This window comes from Methanosarcina sp. UBA289, from assembly GCA_002496565.1.
In the GTDB taxonomy this organism is placed as follows: Archaea; Halobacteriota; Methanosarcinia; order Methanosarcinales; family Methanosarcinaceae; genus Methanosarcina.
Window position 1 is genome coordinate 113,230 of record DAKJ01000015.1, and the last position, 17,536, is coordinate 130,765.

Annotated in this window: 12 protein-coding genes and 2 pseudogenes; 4 read left to right on the top strand and 10 right to left on the bottom strand. The window is 40.1% G+C overall.

Annotated features, from left to right (window positions below; all coding sequences use genetic code 11):
• Window positions 1–204 precede the first annotated feature (204 nt).
• From BP549_RS04835 to BP549_RS04845, 3 genes and pseudogenes are all read right to left on the bottom strand, one after another.
• Entirely contained in the window at window positions 205–594 is a 390-nt protein-coding gene (locus BP549_RS04835) for a hypothetical protein (RefSeq protein WP_292378608.1), read from the bottom strand.
• A gap of 411 nt (window positions 595–1,005) precedes the next feature.
• The gene (locus BP549_RS04840; RefSeq protein WP_292378610.1) at window positions 1,006–1,560 is read right to left on the bottom strand and encodes a metal-dependent hydrolase; all 555 of its coding nucleotides are present in this window, start codon (window positions 1,558–1,560) and stop codon (window positions 1,006–1,008) included.
• A 312-nt stretch (window positions 1,561–1,872) separates the two neighbouring features.
• Window positions 1,873–2,965 (bottom strand): annotated as a pseudogene (locus tag BP549_RS04845) (IS1 family transposase).
• A 903-nt stretch (window positions 2,966–3,868) separates the two neighbouring features.
• Between BP549_RS04845 and uvrA the strand changes: the two are divergent.
• From uvrA to uvrB, 3 genes are all read left to right on the top strand, one after another.
• Complete coding sequence (gene uvrA, locus BP549_RS04850; protein ID WP_292378612.1) at window positions 3,869–6,874, top strand: excinuclease ABC subunit UvrA; 3,006 nt, start codon at window positions 3,869–3,871, stop codon at window positions 6,872–6,874.
• A gap of 43 nt (window positions 6,875–6,917) precedes the next feature.
• Window positions 6,918–8,483 (top strand): excinuclease ABC subunit UvrC, encoded by a 1,566-nt coding sequence (uvrC, locus tag BP549_RS04855; RefSeq protein ID WP_292378614.1) that lies wholly within the window; start codon window positions 6,918–6,920, stop codon window positions 8,481–8,483.
• A 141-nt stretch (window positions 8,484–8,624) separates the two neighbouring features.
• Window positions 8,625–10,637, top strand: coding sequence for an excinuclease ABC subunit UvrB (gene uvrB, locus BP549_RS04860; protein ID WP_292378615.1), 2,013 nt, complete (start codon window positions 8,625–8,627; stop codon window positions 10,635–10,637).
• Between the two features lie 122 nt (window positions 10,638–10,759).
• Here uvrB and BP549_RS15845 read toward each other — a convergent pair whose 3' ends face one another.
• From BP549_RS15845 to BP549_RS04885, 6 genes are all read right to left on the bottom strand, one after another.
• Entirely contained in the window at window positions 10,760–11,221 is a 462-nt protein-coding gene (locus BP549_RS15845) for a hypothetical protein (protein ID WP_394339062.1), read from the bottom strand.
• Window positions 11,222–11,523: 302 nt separating this feature from the next.
• Window positions 11,524–12,291: a class I SAM-dependent methyltransferase gene (locus BP549_RS04865; RefSeq protein WP_292378616.1), complete on the bottom strand. Its 768-nt coding sequence runs from the start codon at window positions 12,289–12,291 to the stop codon at window positions 11,524–11,526.
• An 11-nt stretch (window positions 12,292–12,302) separates the two neighbouring features.
• Window positions 12,303–12,581: a hypothetical protein gene (locus BP549_RS04870; RefSeq protein WP_292378618.1), complete on the bottom strand. Its 279-nt coding sequence runs from the start codon at window positions 12,579–12,581 to the stop codon at window positions 12,303–12,305.
• Between the two features lie 50 nt (window positions 12,582–12,631).
• Window positions 12,632–13,951, bottom strand: coding sequence for an APC family permease (locus BP549_RS04875; protein WP_292378621.1), 1,320 nt, complete (start codon window positions 13,949–13,951; stop codon window positions 12,632–12,634).
• 86 nt (window positions 13,952–14,037) lie between these two features.
• The gene (locus BP549_RS04880; protein ID WP_292378622.1) at window positions 14,038–14,607 is read right to left on the bottom strand and encodes a TetR/AcrR family transcriptional regulator; all 570 of its coding nucleotides are present in this window, start codon (window positions 14,605–14,607) and stop codon (window positions 14,038–14,040) included.
• A gap of 407 nt (window positions 14,608–15,014) precedes the next feature.
• A complete protein-coding gene (locus BP549_RS04885) occupies window positions 15,015–15,335 on the bottom strand; it encodes a DUF6951 family protein (protein WP_292374700.1) in 321 nt (106 codons plus the stop codon).
• Between the two features lie 278 nt (window positions 15,336–15,613).
• Here BP549_RS04885 and BP549_RS04890 point away from each other — a divergent pair.
• Window positions 15,614–15,957: pseudogene (locus BP549_RS04890) on the top strand (DUF2099 family protein); the annotation flags it as partial.
• 276 nt (window positions 15,958–16,233) lie between these two features.
• Here BP549_RS04890 and BP549_RS04895 read toward each other — a convergent pair.
• Window positions 16,234–16,920 carry a C39 family peptidase gene (locus BP549_RS04895; protein WP_292374544.1) on the bottom strand — a complete coding sequence of 229 codons (687 nt, stop codon included), beginning with the start codon at window positions 16,918–16,920 and terminating at the stop codon, window positions 16,234–16,236.
• Between the last annotated feature and the right edge of the window lie 616 nt (window positions 16,921–17,536).

The following is a 17,536-nucleotide window of genomic DNA, read 5'->3' on the forward strand; positions in this document are numbered from 1 at the left end:
GATAGGAAATCCTATATTCAAATTTCTTAAAAATGTTGACAATGACTCTGTATACTAACAAATTATGCATATAAAAACGGAAAACAGTATAATCTTACTTCATATCTTGCTTCAGAATTTAGTTTTTAGAATTATATCGAATTATTTTACGGGTATCAGGAAATAAAAAAAGAATTATAAGTTTTGACCTCGTTAGAGTAGATATTAACGTCTTCCACTCCGCTTGATTCTTGTAGTGGTTGTTTTTACTTTCGGTTTTGTTTTGTCTCTGGCATCTGGACTTACTGACTTTTTATTTGTCGTATCGGTTGGGTCTTTTGCGTCAACCTTTTTAGAGAGGTCGGAAGCATCCGTTTTTTTTGTAGTGTCAGGGGTCATGTAAGTTTTTGCAGTCTGGATACCTGGTGTTATGTACCTGTTTATGAGATTTGACCAGAATAACATTGACCAGAAACTAGGATGTCCGCTCTGGCTACTATTATATGAAGGTGTTGTTGTATTGTTATTGTCTTGTGCGGTTTGCTCCTGTCCTATACAACCGCTAAATCCGCTGGTAATCAGCATTACAACTAATAAAAAACTTATTTTTTTCATTAAAAAGCCTCTGTTAAAACGCATCTTATTATTGATAAGAGTGTTGTCGGAGTGTTGAATTTCATTGATCTATAACGGGTTAATCTCTGGGGCATCTGTTTCCAAATTGGCAATTGATATTTCTGAGAGTTTTGGGAGTTTCAGGCACTTTATTCTTTTGTATTGATTCGTTCATTTGAACTATTTTGTTCATTATAAAGTTATCAGCTTGAAGTTCTGTATTTTCTCTTTAAGCTTTATATTTACGCTTTTTTGAAAATATATTGTAAATATTACTTATTTTTGATCCGGATATTAAAAAGATGCTACTGGATGTTTTGTAAAAGGATATCCAGAAAGGTTGCTATAACTCGATTTTCAGATCTTAAAGTGCAAAAAAACAAGCTTAATAATTAGAAAATCAGCAACACCTTATTCATCCTTATACTTATTTTGCCCAAATCCTTTTATTAACCAGTATAAAGTCAAAATAACTATTACCCCTATCCCCAAGATTTCAGGAACGGAAGAGCGTGAGAGATGAAATGTAAAAGATTTTTCTAACATTTTTATTAAATATTCTATTCCAGTGGAATCAATGTGGGTTCTGGGAAACTCCAGTCCGAGGAGTGGCCAGAGTAAAGTCTTGGGACTTGCCCACATATGATCTTCCAGAAGGTGGAAGAAGGAGCCTGAAGCAAGGGAGAGAACCTTGATATCACTCTTATTTATATCGCTTTTCTTTTTGTATATGTATAAACCAGCTAAAAATAATGATAAAGAGAACAACAGGGTATGAGCTATAATGCGTCCACTTGAAAAGGTAGAAGCAAAGATAATCATTCCTATAGGTTTGTCTATTAAGTCGGGCAAGAGAGCTCCAACGGCTAAGTATTTTGGATCTATAATAGTTCTCAGCCGAGGTATGAAAATCCCAAGTCCGAAGAATATTCCCAGTGTAACCCCTATGTGCCCAAAAAGAAGCATCGTAAAATAAGAACACTGTAGTTATATATAAATATAGTCCACCTCTTTTTAAAATTTTAAAATGTCATTGTGCTTATTTAAAGACATTCTTTTATTGTATAGATTGATAGTTTAGTGGACTCATAATATAAAAAATAAAAAAAGGTTAAATTTTATAGTCGTAATTTATTATTTTTTTTCTGTACATTAGATATTTTGTAAGTTAAATGATTTATACAAAACTTCTCAATATCAGCTCCAAGAGGCTGAAATAACCCAAATAAAACTATCAGATTATTTATCTCAGGTTAATAATTCATTGGTGCTCCCTTGTTAATTAGTTGATATTTTAATACACCTGTAATTTAGCAATTTTGTTAAAGTCCATTTACTCCTAGTTATTCCATATTTTTTTGCAGGTGTGTTTTTCTCAATACTTCCATTTTCCTTTTCTTTCTTTAATCCCATGTGATCTCTACAAAAGTTAAAATGAGTGCAGTAAAGTCTCATTTGATTGTAGAGAAACCTGATTTTCTTTGAGAATCCTATCGTTTTTCTTGAAACTCTGTTATTATCTTGTCTAAAAGTTAGATTTTGTCTCTCAAGTAAACTCGTTGATATTTCACTTTGATCTATATTTTCACCAAAAATAACTCTTTTTTCTACTTTTTGGAGCTTCTTTCCCTTCTTGTTTTTGACAACCTGAGCATATTTCAAATTTTCATCAGGTATTATTGCTGGTTTCTTAGGTCTTCCTTTCTTTCCTGTTCTAGGAAACTCCATCCATTCTCCGTATTTTTTCAGAAAAGCTTCTGCATAGAATTTTAATCCATCTGTAACGAAAAGAGGTTTTGAATCTGAAAGATGTTTATCTGTAGTTTTTATCAATTCATCTGCTACATACTGTTTTCTTGGTCCCAATATAAAATCAATAATTAACCTGAACTCAGGAGCAAAGCTTACCCACATCCAGGTCCCCTCATCTTCATTTTCTGTTCTTGGCGCAACTTTTTTTCGACTATTACCCACAATTCATCCATTTCAACTTTTGAAATGTTGAGGTCTTTCATCAAATCTTCATTTACCTTCTCACATTGTTTCGCTGCGCGAAACAACCAGTTACTAACTGTAGCTGGCTGAACTTCCAGTACATCAGCAATGGCTTGTATTGACATTCCTTTGATAGCCATCTTTAAGGCTAATATGATAACAGATTCGTCTTTTCGAACATTATCAAAGAAGGTATTAGTTCGATCATTGAATACTCTGCCGCATTCGCGGCAGATATATTTCCGAACTCTCTTGTTCTTGATTTGATAGGTACCGTTGCCTATGATATTTCCTTTTCCAGAAATACGTAGAATTTACATTCTTTATTAGGACAAAAAACGTCAGTAAACTTTGGTTTTGCTCCTCGTTTCCCCATTGTAATAATATATACCAAATCTAATATATAAAATCAACTAAATATAATAGGAGCACCAATTCATTATTTTTGAAGATTTTTATAGCCCCGTTTTATCGATTTTAAAATAAAAAACATTTCTGAAGCTAGTGTGTGTTTGAAAATAAAAGATTCAAAGAAGCAATTTTAAGTTTTGATGTATTGTCATAAAGTATACTTTATGAAAAGCGGAAATATCGACACGCGTTAATTCCTTACAATATTTACATAAATCTACTAAAATATTCTAATGTAGATAATTTTTTATATAATGGCATGATTTAGCCATTTGTTGTATGATTACAAGTTCAAAAACCGCTCTTCTTGTAGTCTACGATTTTTTTTCCTCCTTTTTTTTTGGGAATTAGTTCCTGGCTTAACAGGGTTATTCACGCTGGTTTGTAGAGATAATAATTTTCTGGACTGAAAGTATTGAAGGCAAACAGATATGAAATTTCAAGTAATAAAGTTATACAATTCACTATCAATAAACATAATCTACTGAATCTGAATTCAAAGAACCACTTATTTATTGCTTAATACTTTCACTCCGCTATATCACTCTATTAATAAAAAGTCTGCATTCTGCTGTGTGTATTGAAAAACTGGGTAGTATGAATCCGAAAATCGTCATCTGTGGCAAAAGTGAAATCAACCTTCGGTAATTATCACTACTTATTTATAATAATGCATAGAATTATCTGGCTAAAATAATAGCCTGGTAATTGAATATAAATTTTAAACTTTTTCAAAAAAGTTTCGTAAATTCAGAAATTTCTATTAATTCTGGAGCTCTTAGATCTCAAACTTTAAAATTCAGACTTGATTCAAACTTTAAATTCTCATTTAACTGATTCAACTGGATAAAAACCCGAGAGAAGGAAAATGAAAAATATTATTATCAAAGGGGCACGGGAACACAACCTGAAAAACATCACGGTGGAACTCCCGCGGGACAAATTAATTGTTATTACAGGGGTATCAGGCTCAGGGAAATCTACCCTGGCTTTTGACACGATTTATGCCGAAGGGCAGCGGCGCTATGTGGAGTCTCTCTCGGCTTATGCGCGGCAGTTCCTCGGGATTATGAACAAGCCGGATGTTGACAGCATCGAAGGGTTATCTCCGGCAATTTCCATTGAGCAGAAAACAACCTCAAAAAATCCACGAAGTACGGTAGGGACAGTTACTGAAATTTATGATTACCTGAGACTGCTTTTTGCAAGAGTCGGTACGCCTTACTGTCCGACCCACAACATAAAGATCGAGTCTCAATCCCCTGAAAAGATTGCCGACAGCCTTAGCAGGGTATGTGAGGGTATGGTTACCATCCTCGCACCTGTAGTCCGCCAGAAGAAAGGAACATACCAGCACCTTTTCAGGGAACTAAATAGCGAAGGCTTCGCCCGGATGAGGGTAAACGGCGAGATCCACAGGACTGACGATGAGATTAACCTTGACCGTTACAAAAAACACGATATCGAAGTCGTTATTGACCGATTGGACCCCTCCGAAGACCGTTCCAGGCTCGTCGAAGCCTGTGAAAATGCCCTCCAGAAAGCAGACGGGCTCTTAATTGCGGTTGATTCGGACGGAAAAGATCACCTTTATTCCTCAAATATGGCCTGTCCGGTATGCGGCATGGCCTTCGAAGAACTCCAGCCCAGAATGTTTTCCTTCAACAGTCCTTTCGGGGCTTGTGAAGCCTGCAATGGGCTAGGGTTTAAGATGGAGTTTGACCCTGACCTGATTATTCCGAATAAAACCCTCTGTATTGCAGACGGCGCGGTCACCTTGTATAGAAATTATCTGGACAGTTATAGGAGCCAGCATCTAGCAGCTGTGGCAAAACACTTCGGTTTTGATATTTTTACCCCGATTGAAGCTCTCACAGCTGAGCAGTATAACGCTCTTATGTACGGTTCGGACGAAAGCATGCAGTTCAACATGAGCATGAAAAACGGGGACGTCTCCTGGTCTCACAAAGGCTCCTGGGAAGGGCTGATCCCGCAGTCCGAGAGGCTGTATGGTCAGACAAAATCCGACTACAGGCGGAAGGAGCTTGAAAAATTCATGCAGGTTAAGCCCTGCCCTAAATGCGAAGGCAAGCGCCTGAAGGAAAAAGTTCTTGCAGTAAAATTTGGCGGGAAATCCATTGTGGATATAGCCGATCTCTCAATTCTGGAATGCGTCCAGTTTTTCGAAAACGTAGAGCTCTCGGAAAAGGAAAGGGAGATCGCAAAGCAGGTCTTAAAGGAGATCCGATCCAGGCTCGTCTTCCTTGAGCATGTGGGGCTCGGTTATCTCACCCTTTCTCGCAGCTCAGGTACTCTCTCGGGCGGGGAAGCCCAGAGAATCCGGCTGGCTACCCAGATTGGCTCAAACCTCATGGGTGTGCTCTATGTGCTCGACGAACCCTCAATAGGGCTGCACCAAAGAGACAATGAGCGGCTTATCCAGACCCTCCAGACCCTGCGGGATCTTGGAAATACCCTGATAGTCGTGGAACACGATGAGGATACTATCCGAGCTGCAGACTATGTACTCGATGTAGGTCCAGGCGCAGGCGTGCATGGGGGTTATGTGGTAGCCGAAGGGACGCCTGAAGAAATAGAAAAGAACCCAGAGTCCTTGACAGGTCAATACCTCTCAGGAGTAAAGCAGATAAAACCGCCTGCCCTCCGCCGGCATAGTGATGCTTTTATCAGGCTTAAAGGGTGCAGGGCGAACAACCTGAAGAACATAGACGCGAATATTCCTATAGGGGTCATGACCGTGGTTACAGGCGTGTCTGGTTCCGGAAAGTCCACGCTAATTTATGATACTCTGTACAAAGCCTTGACGAAGAAGATAAATAAATCAAATGTAACACCAGGAGACTATGACGAGCTAGTTTTCGATTCCGAGATCGATAAGGTAATAGTTATTGACCAGAGCCCTATCGGCAGAACGCCTCGCTCGAACCCTGCCACCTACACCAAGGTCTTTGATGCCATAAGACAGGCTTTTGCCGAAACAAAGGAAGCAAAAATCCGGGGCTATAAAAACGGGCGTTTCTCTTTCAATGTAAAAGGAGGACGCTGTGAAGCCTGCCAGGGAGACGGGTTGATAAAAATCGAAATGAACTTCCTGTCTGATGTTTACATCGAATGTGAGGAATGCAAGGGCACACGCTACAACCGGGAAACCCTCGAAGTAAAATACAGGGGCAAGTCGATAGCTGAAGTCCTGGACATGACCATCGAAGAAGCTGCTGAACATTTCGAGAACATCCCTTCAATCAAAAGAAAACTCGATACTCTAATAAGAGTTGGGCTGGGCTATATCAAACTCGGCCAAAGCTCAACAACGCTTTCAGGTGGGGAAGCCCAGAGGATCAAGCTGACAAGGGAACTCTCCAAAAAGTGCACCGGAAAGACGATTTATCTCCTTGATGAACCCACAACCGGGCTTCACTTCCATGATGTCAAAAAACTCATATCAGTTCTCAACAGGCTTGTGGCAAAAGGAAACACTGTAGTTGTAATAGAGCACAACCTGGACGTAATAAAATCCGCAGACTATATCATCGACCTTGGTCCTGAAGGTGGAAACGCAGGCGGAGAAATTATTGCCGAAGGAACTCCAGAGGAAGTGTCCACGATTCAGGGAAGCTATACTGCCCGCTTCCTTGCTCCCAAACTTTCACAGTCATATCTCGATATGTCGGGAGAAGAGCCTATAGAAGCCGTTTTCGAAGAAGGGGAAGAATTTGAGGCTGATTATGAAGGTCTTGATGGCGATCTAAATGAGGATTCCGAAGACTTTGAAGAAGACTCGGAAGAAGCTTCCAGAGATTTCAAGCATAGCAAACACAGAACCGATAAAACTTTTGAAGAACAGTTGATCTAAGTTTATTTAAGCTACCTGAAAAACTTGAATATGAGGTTTAAAAATGATTGATCTGGAGGCTCTTCCTCACCTGCCTGGTTGTTACCTTTTCAAGAACGAAGAAGGAACCGTAATTTATGTAGGCAAGGCAAAAGACCTTAAAAAGCGGGTAAGCAGCTACTTCCAGAAACGAGATCATGACCCAAAAACCGCGAGTCTTGTACAAGTTGTTAGAAGCCTTGATTTTATTGTCACAAACACGGAAGTAGAGGCTTTCCTTCTGGAAAATACCCTCATCAAGAAACACTGGCCAAGGTACAATATTGTTTTAAAAGACTCAAAGCGGTATGCCTGCATTCATTTAACCGATGAAAAGTTTCCAAGGATCAGGATTACCCGGAAGAAAGTAGATAACGGAAGCTTTTTTGGGCCCTTTGTGTCGGCAAAGGAAAGAGATTACATTTTTGAGGTTGTAAGAAAGACTTTCCAGCTTCGGACCTGTAAACAGATGCCGAAACGGGCCTGCCTCAGATACCATATTGCTGCATGCAGTGGGCCCTGCATAGGTGCAATTTCCACGGAAGATTATGCCGATAAAGTGAAAAAAGCTGCCTCTGTCCTGAAAGGAAATAGCAAAGAACTCATCGAATCCATGGAAAAAGAAATGAGAGAGCTTGCATCGAGGCAGCAATTCGAGCAAGCCATGGCTCTGCGGGATGAGATTGCTGCCCTTGAGTATCTCCAGGAAAAGCAGAATATGGAGAGGCAGAAAAAGAATAACGAGGATATCCTGAACTATATTGTCAGGGATGACACCGTTTATCTCATGCTCTTCAAAGTCTACAAAGGTACGCTTGAGGACAAACAGGACTATGTCTTTCCCTTCGGGGAAAATTTCCTGGAAGAATTCCTGGTACAGTATTATTCCGAGAACGAGCCACCTGAAGAACTGATCCTGCCCGAGCCTCTTGAAGAGTCGCTTACTGATTTTCTTTCACATTTGAAGGGGGTAAAAGTCAAAGTTACGGTTCCGAAACAGGGAGAGAAAAAGGAACTCCTCGACCTTGCCCTGAAAAACGTTGAGATCGGTTTCTTCGGAGACCGGAAAAAGCTCGAAGTTCTTCAGAGTAAGCTTTCACTTCCGAAACTTCCGAATGTTATTGAATGTTTTGATATCTCCCATCTTTCTGGAACGTCAACGGTCGGCTCAATGGTGCAGTTCCGGGGGGGCAGGCCCGATAAGCACAATTACCGCCGCTTCAAGATCGAGAGCGTTGAGGGAATTGACGATTTCGCTTCCATTGCCGAGGTTGTACGCAGGCGTTATTCCCGCCTGCTTGAGGATAAACACGACCTGCCTGACCTTATTATTATAGATGGGGGTAAAGGGCAGCTTTCTTCAGCTTTCCAGGAACTTAGGAATCTCAAAATCAGGGTTCCTCTTATCTCTATAGCCAAACGGGAAGAAGAAATCTATGTTCCAGGAATTAAGTCTCCTCTCCCCATCAAAAAAGACGAGAAAGCCTCGCTTTTTGTCCAGGAGATCCGGGACGAAGCCCACAGATTTGCAATTTCTTATAACCGCCTGCTGAGGCAAAAGTCACTGATTCCTAAAATTCCTGATACCTAAAAATTGCTGATTCCTCAAATGATTGGTTCTTGAACTCCCTTTCTTAAAAATAATTAATCTCTAAAAACCACTGATCTCTTAAATGCCACTACTGCCGATTGTATCCACGATTTAAATTACCAAGGTTTAGGTCTTGATTCTATGAATTCTTCCGATCAAACATCACAGCCATCATCTCAAAAAATCTCCGAAACAATGCGAGATGCCCGATATTGGGATAGCCCACAGTTCAAGCTGGTTTCCGATTTTGAGCCAAAAGGTTCTCAGCCACAGGCAATTGGAGAGCTTGTAGACGGGTTGAAAAAAGGGGAGCAGTATCAGACCCTTCTTGGGGTAACAGGGTCAGGGAAGACCTATACTGTTGCAAATGTCATAAACCAGATCAAGAAACCGACCCTTGTTATTGCCCATAATAAAACCCTTGCAGCCCAGCTCTATAATGAGTTCAGGGAATTTTTCCCTGAAAATAGGGTGGAGTATTTTGTTTCCTATTATGATTACTATCAGCCTGAATCCTATCTTCCTGCCAAGGACCAGTATATCGAAAAAGATGCCCAGATTAACCCAAAGATCGAGCAAATGAGGCTTGCTGCTACTGCTTCCCTGATGTCACGCCAGGACGTTATTGTCGTGGCATCCGTATCCTGTATCTACGGGCTTGGCAATCCTGAGAATTTCCAGAAACTGGGGTTTGAATTAAAGGTTGGAGATAGGGTTCAGAGAAAAGAAATCCTGCAAAAGCTTGTTGAAATCCAGTTCGAGAGGAATGACCTTGAGCTTATGCCAGGGCGCTTTCGGGTAAAAGGAGATACTATTGATATTATTCCCGGGTACTTTGACGATATTATCCGGATTGAGCTCTTCGGAGACGAGATCGACCGGATTGCCGAAGTAGATAAACAGACAGGGCAGCGGACGGAAGATATGGATTATTTCTTTGTCTACCCTGCCAGGCATTATGTAATTCCTGAAGAGGAGCAGAAAAGTGCAATTCAGTCCATCCTCGAAGAGCTTGAGGAACGCCTTCCTGAGCTCGGGCTGCTCGAATCTCACAGGTTGAAACAGCGCACGATTTATGACATGGAAATGATCCAGGAAACCGGCAGTTGTAAGGGTATTGAAAATTATTCGCGGCATTTTGACCACAGGCAGCCAGGAGAACAGCCTTTCTGCCTGCTTGACTATTTCCCTGAGGATTTCCTGATGGTAATCGATGAGAGCCACCAGACTATCCCACAGCTTCACGGGATGTATAATGGAGACCGCTCAAGAAAGAAGAGCCTTATCGATTACGGGTTCAGGCTTCCCAGTGCCTACGATAACAGGCCTCTGAAGTTCGATGAATTCGAGAAGTATATGAAAAATGTAATTTTTGTCTCAGCAACCCCTGCTGATTACGAAAGGGAACACTCCGCTCAGATCGTGGAACAGATTATCCGCCCGACAGGGCTTGTTGATCCAGAAGTAGAAATTCGTCCTCTTGAAGGGCAGGTCAGGGATGTTATGCAGGAGGTCCGGAAAATTATAGAAAGAGGAGACCGTGCCCTTGTGACCACCCTGACAAAGAAGCTTGCGGAAGAACTTACTGAGTACCTTGCCAGGAACGAAATCAAAGCCCGCTACCTGCACTCGGACATCAAAACGATGGAACGGACTGAAATTATCCGCGAGCTCCGCCTTGGCAAGTTCGATGTCCTTGTAGGGATAAACCTGCTCAGGGAAGGGCTCGACATCCCGGAAGTGGGTTTCATTGGAATCCTGGATGCGGATAAAGAAGGTTTCCTTAGAAACTCAAAAAGCCTGATCCAGATCATAGGCCGCGCAGCCCGGAACGCCAGCTCGAAGGTTGTCCTGTATGCCGACAATATGACCGATTCCATCAAAACTGCCGTTACTGAGACCGAACGTCGCCGCTCCATGCAGATTGCCTATAATAAGGAACATGGCATCGTTCCGACAACTATCAGGAAACCCATCAGGGAAAAGGTCGTGGATATTACCGACACAAAACACATCCCGAAAACTGATATTCCCAATATGATTATAGAACTGGAGACCGAAATGAGAGAAGCTGCTGACAGACTGGACTTCGAGCGGGCAATCCAGGTAAGGGAAATGATAAAGAAGCTGGAGAAAGAGATCAAAGTAGCTTGAGAGAAAAGTGACTTAAGGGAAAAATATCCTGAGAGGAAATTAGCTTGAGGGGATTTACTAAATGTTACATCGAAAGTAAAAACGGATTTTAAACGGATTTTGCACAAAAATTGCTCAAGTTATTAGCGTTTAGTTAAGTCATCCAAAGCACCTTTATGAGAGAGGACATGATGTACTAGTGAGGCCGCAGCTGCAGCTACAAGCGGTTGGTGCTTTTTATGTTTATTCCCATCTCCCCAGTCACATATGCTCTTTACTAATATCCATGGCAATCCTACTTGTATAGAAGCCGTGGTAAGACCAGCTCCTTCCATTTCTCCTCCAACAGCTTGAGGATATTGCTTGAATAGGGAAGCTTTGAATTCAGGTTCGTCTATTAACTTTTCACCTGACAGGATAAGACCAATTTCTCGTCTTGCAGGAGTTCCATCAGGGAGAAGAAATTTCCATGTATCAACATTATTGAAACGATTAAGTAAAGTCAGATTGCTAGGAGTACTAGGTCCCCGGAATTGAATATTATTTTTACCAATTCGAGCAGGTTCATATGATATTATTTGAGAGGAAACGAGTACATCGCCAATCTTTTGCTTTGAGGAATTTTTACATTCTTATACAATGTACAACATAAAATAAAACCGAAAATAGAGAGCTAACCTACAACAAAGCGTCGCTTAGTGGGACTATAGGCGGCATTTTGAGTGGGACTATAGGCGGCATTTTGAAATCCCTGTACTTACCTCCAAACAAAATATAAACTATCTAAGCGTCGTGCTTCCATCACCGTCCACAAGCCGTGTCATTTCTTCAATGCGTTCCAACGGAAATGGCGGCGAAGCAGTTTCTGGTCTGGTATACGAAGTAGCGGCGTAAACCAATTATTATTTTACATCTTCTTCCCAATATAAAATACATATCCATAATACTGTTTGTATTTTGAATACAAGTCTGCCTCACGCTTCATAAATTCAATCATATCCTCAACGGTTTTATTTCCCGCATGTTTTTTCAAGAATTCCTCTTGCCTTGCTTTTTGCGGAATAAAATAATTGTCTATCCAACAATTTTCAGGCAGCGTAAATGCGGCAACAGGAATATAACCTGTTTTTTGCATGATGGAAATATTATGCCCTATTGTGCCAATTTCAGGAACTGCGTCCAACCACCACTTCTCAATTTCAGCGGGGCGTTCATCGGTAAACCATGACTCATATGTTACGGCAATATAACCATCTTTTTTGAGGAAGCTTTTCCAGTGATTCAAGCCTTTTTCAAAACCTATATTGGCAATAGCCCCCTCAGACCATATAAGATCAAATTCGTCATTCTGAAACGGCAAATTATCCATTGAACCGACAATACCTTTTACCCTGTTCTGCAGACCAAGTTTTCTGGCTGTTGCGTTAAGTTTATCAATCGAGCCGGCGTAAAGGTCAAGGGCGGTGATGGTTGCTTCTGTATTTTGTGCCAGAACCATTGTTTGAAAGCCTGTGCCGCAGCCTAAATCGGCAATTTTTGTTTTGTTTGAAAGATTTCCAATAAAACCTAATGCCCTGATGGTTTCTTCGGGACTGCCGGGTCCCTGCCGTTCAAGCTCTGTGAAAAATTCATTGATGAGGGCAAAATCAAATTCGTGGATTGTTATATCTTCCATTGTCATACTCCTTATCTTCTAATCATACCTTTGGCTTTTTCTGCCTTAACTATTTTTGCTATGTTTTTACGCTTACCATATGCAATACCTACCATAATAATTCCCCTAGGAGACCATTTTTTATACCCATCGTAGGTTGCAAGTATTGTGGATCCACTCCCCAAAGAACCCATCTCGCGTTTTGTTACAACAGTTTTGAATTTTCCAAACATTCCAATATAATAAGTTTCAATGCCAATATGATTCATGAGTACTTTTTTCTTTTTTGGTAGCTGTTTTAAAAGCTTCATTACCGATCCTTGCTTAGAGAGAGGCTGGACCCATAAAACTTCTCTAATTCCTATGAGTCTTCAAGGGGTACAGGTTCCTGCCTGGACTTTGAATCTACTGCCTGCGAAGATAATATATCTTCCTTTTTTACGGTAAACCTGAAGTAGCCAAGCCCTATCAGAAAGAGCGGATATATGACCTTCCAGGTAAATCCTAAGGCCAGAAAGCTCAAAGACAGAAGCGAAAGAACCGAAAAGATCCACTTCTGCCAGCCTATTTCTGTTTTCCAGTAAGCAATTATGATGAAGCCGCAAAGGAAAATAAAGTTCTGGTTTACAAGTAGCATCATAGACGTAATAGGAACCTTGAAAAAATAGCACCCTGTAATCAGGGAAACTGATAGGACATATAGAGTCACAAGGCTGGATAGTGGAATATTCCTTTTTGAGAGCTTTCCGAACACTTCAGGAAAAACACCTGTCCTGCCACCTGCATATATTAGACGGCTAGCAGTAAAGTTCCAGGAACATGCGTTTGCTGCAAGTACTACTATTATAATCCATATCAGAAAACTTCCGCCTGGAGTAAAAAGAACCAGACTGGAGAGACCGGCAGCTCCCTTAAGGGAAACTCCTGTAGCACTGGCTCCTACGCTTATCAGGGCAAGTAAAACATAGATGGCAGCGACCAGAACAAAGCTTAACCAGTATAGGCGGGGAACGTTTTTTTCGGGGTCTTTCATCTCTCCAAGGGAAAATGAAAGATTCTCCCAGCCCAGAAAAGCCCAGAAAAGCAAGGCCGTAACATTCCACACTATTTTTGGATCTACGTTTCCGTGGCCACTCAGAGCTTCTCCAGCAATACTCAGCCCGGAACCGAGAAAATCGAGGTTAAAGACAATAATCAGTCCTATAAGCAAAAAAAGTACAGCCAGGGCTAAGTAGTTGATCAGAGTGATAGCCCTTATCCCAAATAGGTTTGAAATTAACATCAGGCTTAAAAGAAGGATTGCACAAAAGGTTCCTCCCAATTCGGAAAGATTAAAAAACTGCCGCATATATTCACTGCCAATAAAAGCAATAGCAGGAAGTCCAAAAAGATAAGAACCGCTTACAAGATATGAGACCGAATACCTGCCCCAGTGACCAACTGCTTTTTCTGCGTAGCCGGCAAGCCCGGCTGCCGAAGGAAATTTAAGGCCAAGCCTGGAGCAGATCTGAATTCTCGGGATGGTAACGAAGGTTATAAGGAGCCATCCAAGGATTGCTTCATAGACATTCCCCACGCTGAGAGCCAGGCCGGGAAGTGCAAGGATTCCTGTGCCTATGAGCATGCAGATTGCAAGTCCTATACCTCTCTTTAAGGTAATTGTTTTTTCGAGATCGGTCATTTTATCTTTAAGCTCATTTTTATCTTTAGGGTGACTTTTAGATTGTATGATTACTTACATATAAGTAAGTGATAGTTTGGGAAAAATCAATCTTTCCAACCAAGATCGGATTTAATTAGATAAATCGATGTGACAAGCGTTTTTCTCCCCTTTATACTGGATAATTGCCTAGTACCTATTAAAATTCCGACTACTAATTCTGCCCGTTCATCTACAGAACCAGAGAAGTTAAACTCCCCTTGTTCCAGACCGGTTTTAAGAACTGTGGAAATCCAAACTAATATTTCATCCAGTAGTAATAGACCTTGTTTTTGAACCTTCTCTGGAAGTTCCTCAAAATCGAGGATTATCGAGCCTGGAGGGCAGATACATTTGCCTTCATCAAACTCCTTCAATGTGTAATCAAAATAGGATTGAAGCTGCTCACGGGCTGTGCCTCCAGACTCCACTACTTGAGCAAAATTTGCAGTTATTTTCTTTCTGCTGTCTTCGAGCAAAGCTGCAACGAGATCTTCTTTTTTGGGATAGTAATTATGAATTGCGGCATTTTTTATTCCCAGCTTCTGAGAAATATCCTTGTAACTAAATCCGTTATAACCCCTAGATTGTAGAAAAATACTTGCATAGTGAAGTATCTGTTGATTAGTCTGGTTCATACATTTCATAACCACATATGTGTCCGTTAAATAATTTAGTTGAATAGTGCTTACTATATAATAAATGGTTCATCGATTTATCGGATGAGAGAGCCTATTCGGGTTCCAAAAAGAAATTGGATGGATAGATAATTACAGAGTTACAGAAATCCTTGTCCCTGAATATCTCTAATTTATTTTTAGGCGATAAACTATAATAAAAAATTATAAAGTAAATGAAACAAAGATAGAGAGACAATAAGAGATAAGTAGTAAAAAATAATTAAATCATCTCTTATTGCATGTACAGTTTTTTTCTATATACTTCACATTATGATGCGCTGTTTTTTCAATGCCGAGTTCAGTGTCGGCTATAATAAGTTCAATAAAAGTTGTTTAAGGGGTAAGACTAATGATTAAACACATTTTTAGACTTCGTTGAATTCGATACTGAGACCACCTGCTTTTTTTACCAAAGATTTTGCAAGGAAACCGCTCTCCATTCTGCAGAGATTGAGTACTGCACAGGGTACAAGGCAATTTGCAGAACAATCTGCTTCATGCGCCCTATCAATGACATAATTGTTTTTAATATCCATAATTTCCATCATGGGAACTTCCATGTGGGAAATTTTCTTTACCTTTGCACATGGGGTTTCTATGTCAACAATAATTTTATTTCCTTTTTTGCTTCCACGTATCTTGTGAACAAAACCACAGAGATTAGAATTTACAGTAAATTCAGTCAACGTATCACCTTCAATTTTACTCATTAAGTTTCTAATTATTTAAATTTTCGAAATTTATCTGTTATTATACTAACGCTTACTTGCATATAAGTAAGTCTCGCTTATAACATGAAATAATCAGAAATTCCAAATTCAAAGAAGTATTCAAAATGCTTTGAAAATAGATAAAAGTAGAATTAAAAGCCCAAAGTCAATAAATTATCACGTAAGCAATCATAAAACGTTAACTTTTATGTTTCTTAAAAAAAGCATTTTGTCAAGCTAAAAAAAGTGTAATCATGCCCCATATAATGGAATTAGTGGAAAAACAAGAGTAATTGTGAAGGATGGGAAAGTCGTTGAAGTCGGTGAGCCTGAAGTTAAATGGTGCTCTATCTTTGCCAAGTTGCGTGGAATTCAGAAGATAAATTCGGAAGAAGTCAAGATGAACATGGAGTTTAGAATAAGCGATTTCGGGATGTTCACTGATAAACGCAAGCTGGAACTCAAGGATTTTGTATGGTTTGACGCTAGCGAAATTATGATGACGGGCCTGAAAAGAGGATTGCTTGACACAACAGTAACAGCCTGTGAAGGCGCAGGAACAGTAATTTCCAGTAATTCTATCCTTGTTCAGGGTATGTGAGGCAGGATGTCTGGCCTTATCGAAACCGAGCCGATTGGTGGAATCATCAACGGTATTTAGGAACACGGTGGAATTTGTTTTCCTGAACTTTGTTTACAAACTTCTTGATTTCCAGCAAGTTTTGTTTTAACTCTTCCCTTTCAGACCTCTTATGCCAGGCTGAGAAACAGATCTAGCCTTGATTGAGATTGATGAGCTGGAAAAAAGTTTCCATCTTTTCTCTAGGCTTTTAACTTCTTCTAGCTTCAGATATGCTCGCACACTGACACCTAATTAGTTCACATGCATGAATTCAGGATTTTCTTCAGGCCTTTCTCCACGAATAAAGATTCCCATATGAACGTATTTTCTAATTTCTTCGTTTGTAGAAGATCCGGACTGGTCGTGCCAGCGCTTTATGAACTCATCACGTGGAATATACCCTCTGCTGCCAAGTATTGAAGGGTCTTCCAGGTATACATTTTTATTATCAACGCCTATGACCACCATATAGTGACCGCTGTCATCTGTTTCCCAGGATTGGTTCTCCTCTTTCCAGGCCTGAGCTCCAACTATTACTGGAACGCCTTCCTCAATGGACTTTTTCAGATCATCCAGTGTTAAGTTTTCTCTAATCTCGACCCTGAACCCTTTTTTCTCTGCTCCCTGCACAAGGTCTTCGGGGTCAGCACCCTCATACGTAGTATTGAGGAACTCAATTAACTGGTCCTCTCTCAGATCTTCGCCACCCCAATAACTCATCACAGCTTGAAAGCATGCAACTCCACACGAATAGTTTGTGCTCTGACGCACATCAGGCACCTGTAACAAAATAGTCGTGCCGTTTTCAGGAATAACATCTTGAACTTTTTTCTCGCAGATGCCTGTAGACATTCCTGCAGAGATTAATACTACCAAACCAGCAAGACTTAGAAAAAATGCTGTTTTTCTTATATCCAACCTCTTAATATTGATTGTCATAAACTGTATCCCACCAAATTCAAGCTAAGAGGAAGAGCCCAGGTTTTTACTGAAGAATATAAAGCAGGTCTCTTCAAGTAAATATATAACTATTAATATATATTATGTGAAAAACTAAGTATTGAATATGTGAGAAAAAAGAATTAGAAACAGAATAGCTGATTAGATGTCCTGAATGATGATAGAAAGAAGGCTAAAAAGCCTTTCCAAGAAGCATAAACCGTATTTTGACAATATAAATAAACTTATCCCGGCATACTCCACTGCGAGCAATGAGAAATGTTTGCGCCAAAGCCTTCTTCGTTTATCTAATTCATACAGTGCCTCATACTTAGTTAAAAGCAGATCCTTACCTACTTTATCCTAAGAATCAGATAGCCCTTTAAAGTGTACCTTATAACAGTTTGAAACGATTATAATCCAACTTCTTAGTATCAAGTTCCTCCATTTGAATAGCAAGTTCATGAAATAGTTTCCAATATGGATTATCTTTTTCTAGGTCATAAGACAAGTTACTACTTCTCCAGCACTTAATTATATAGTATCCAAACATATAATGTATAACTTATTTTTTAATTAATTTAAAATTCATAGCAAATGAAAGTTCTTCGTAATA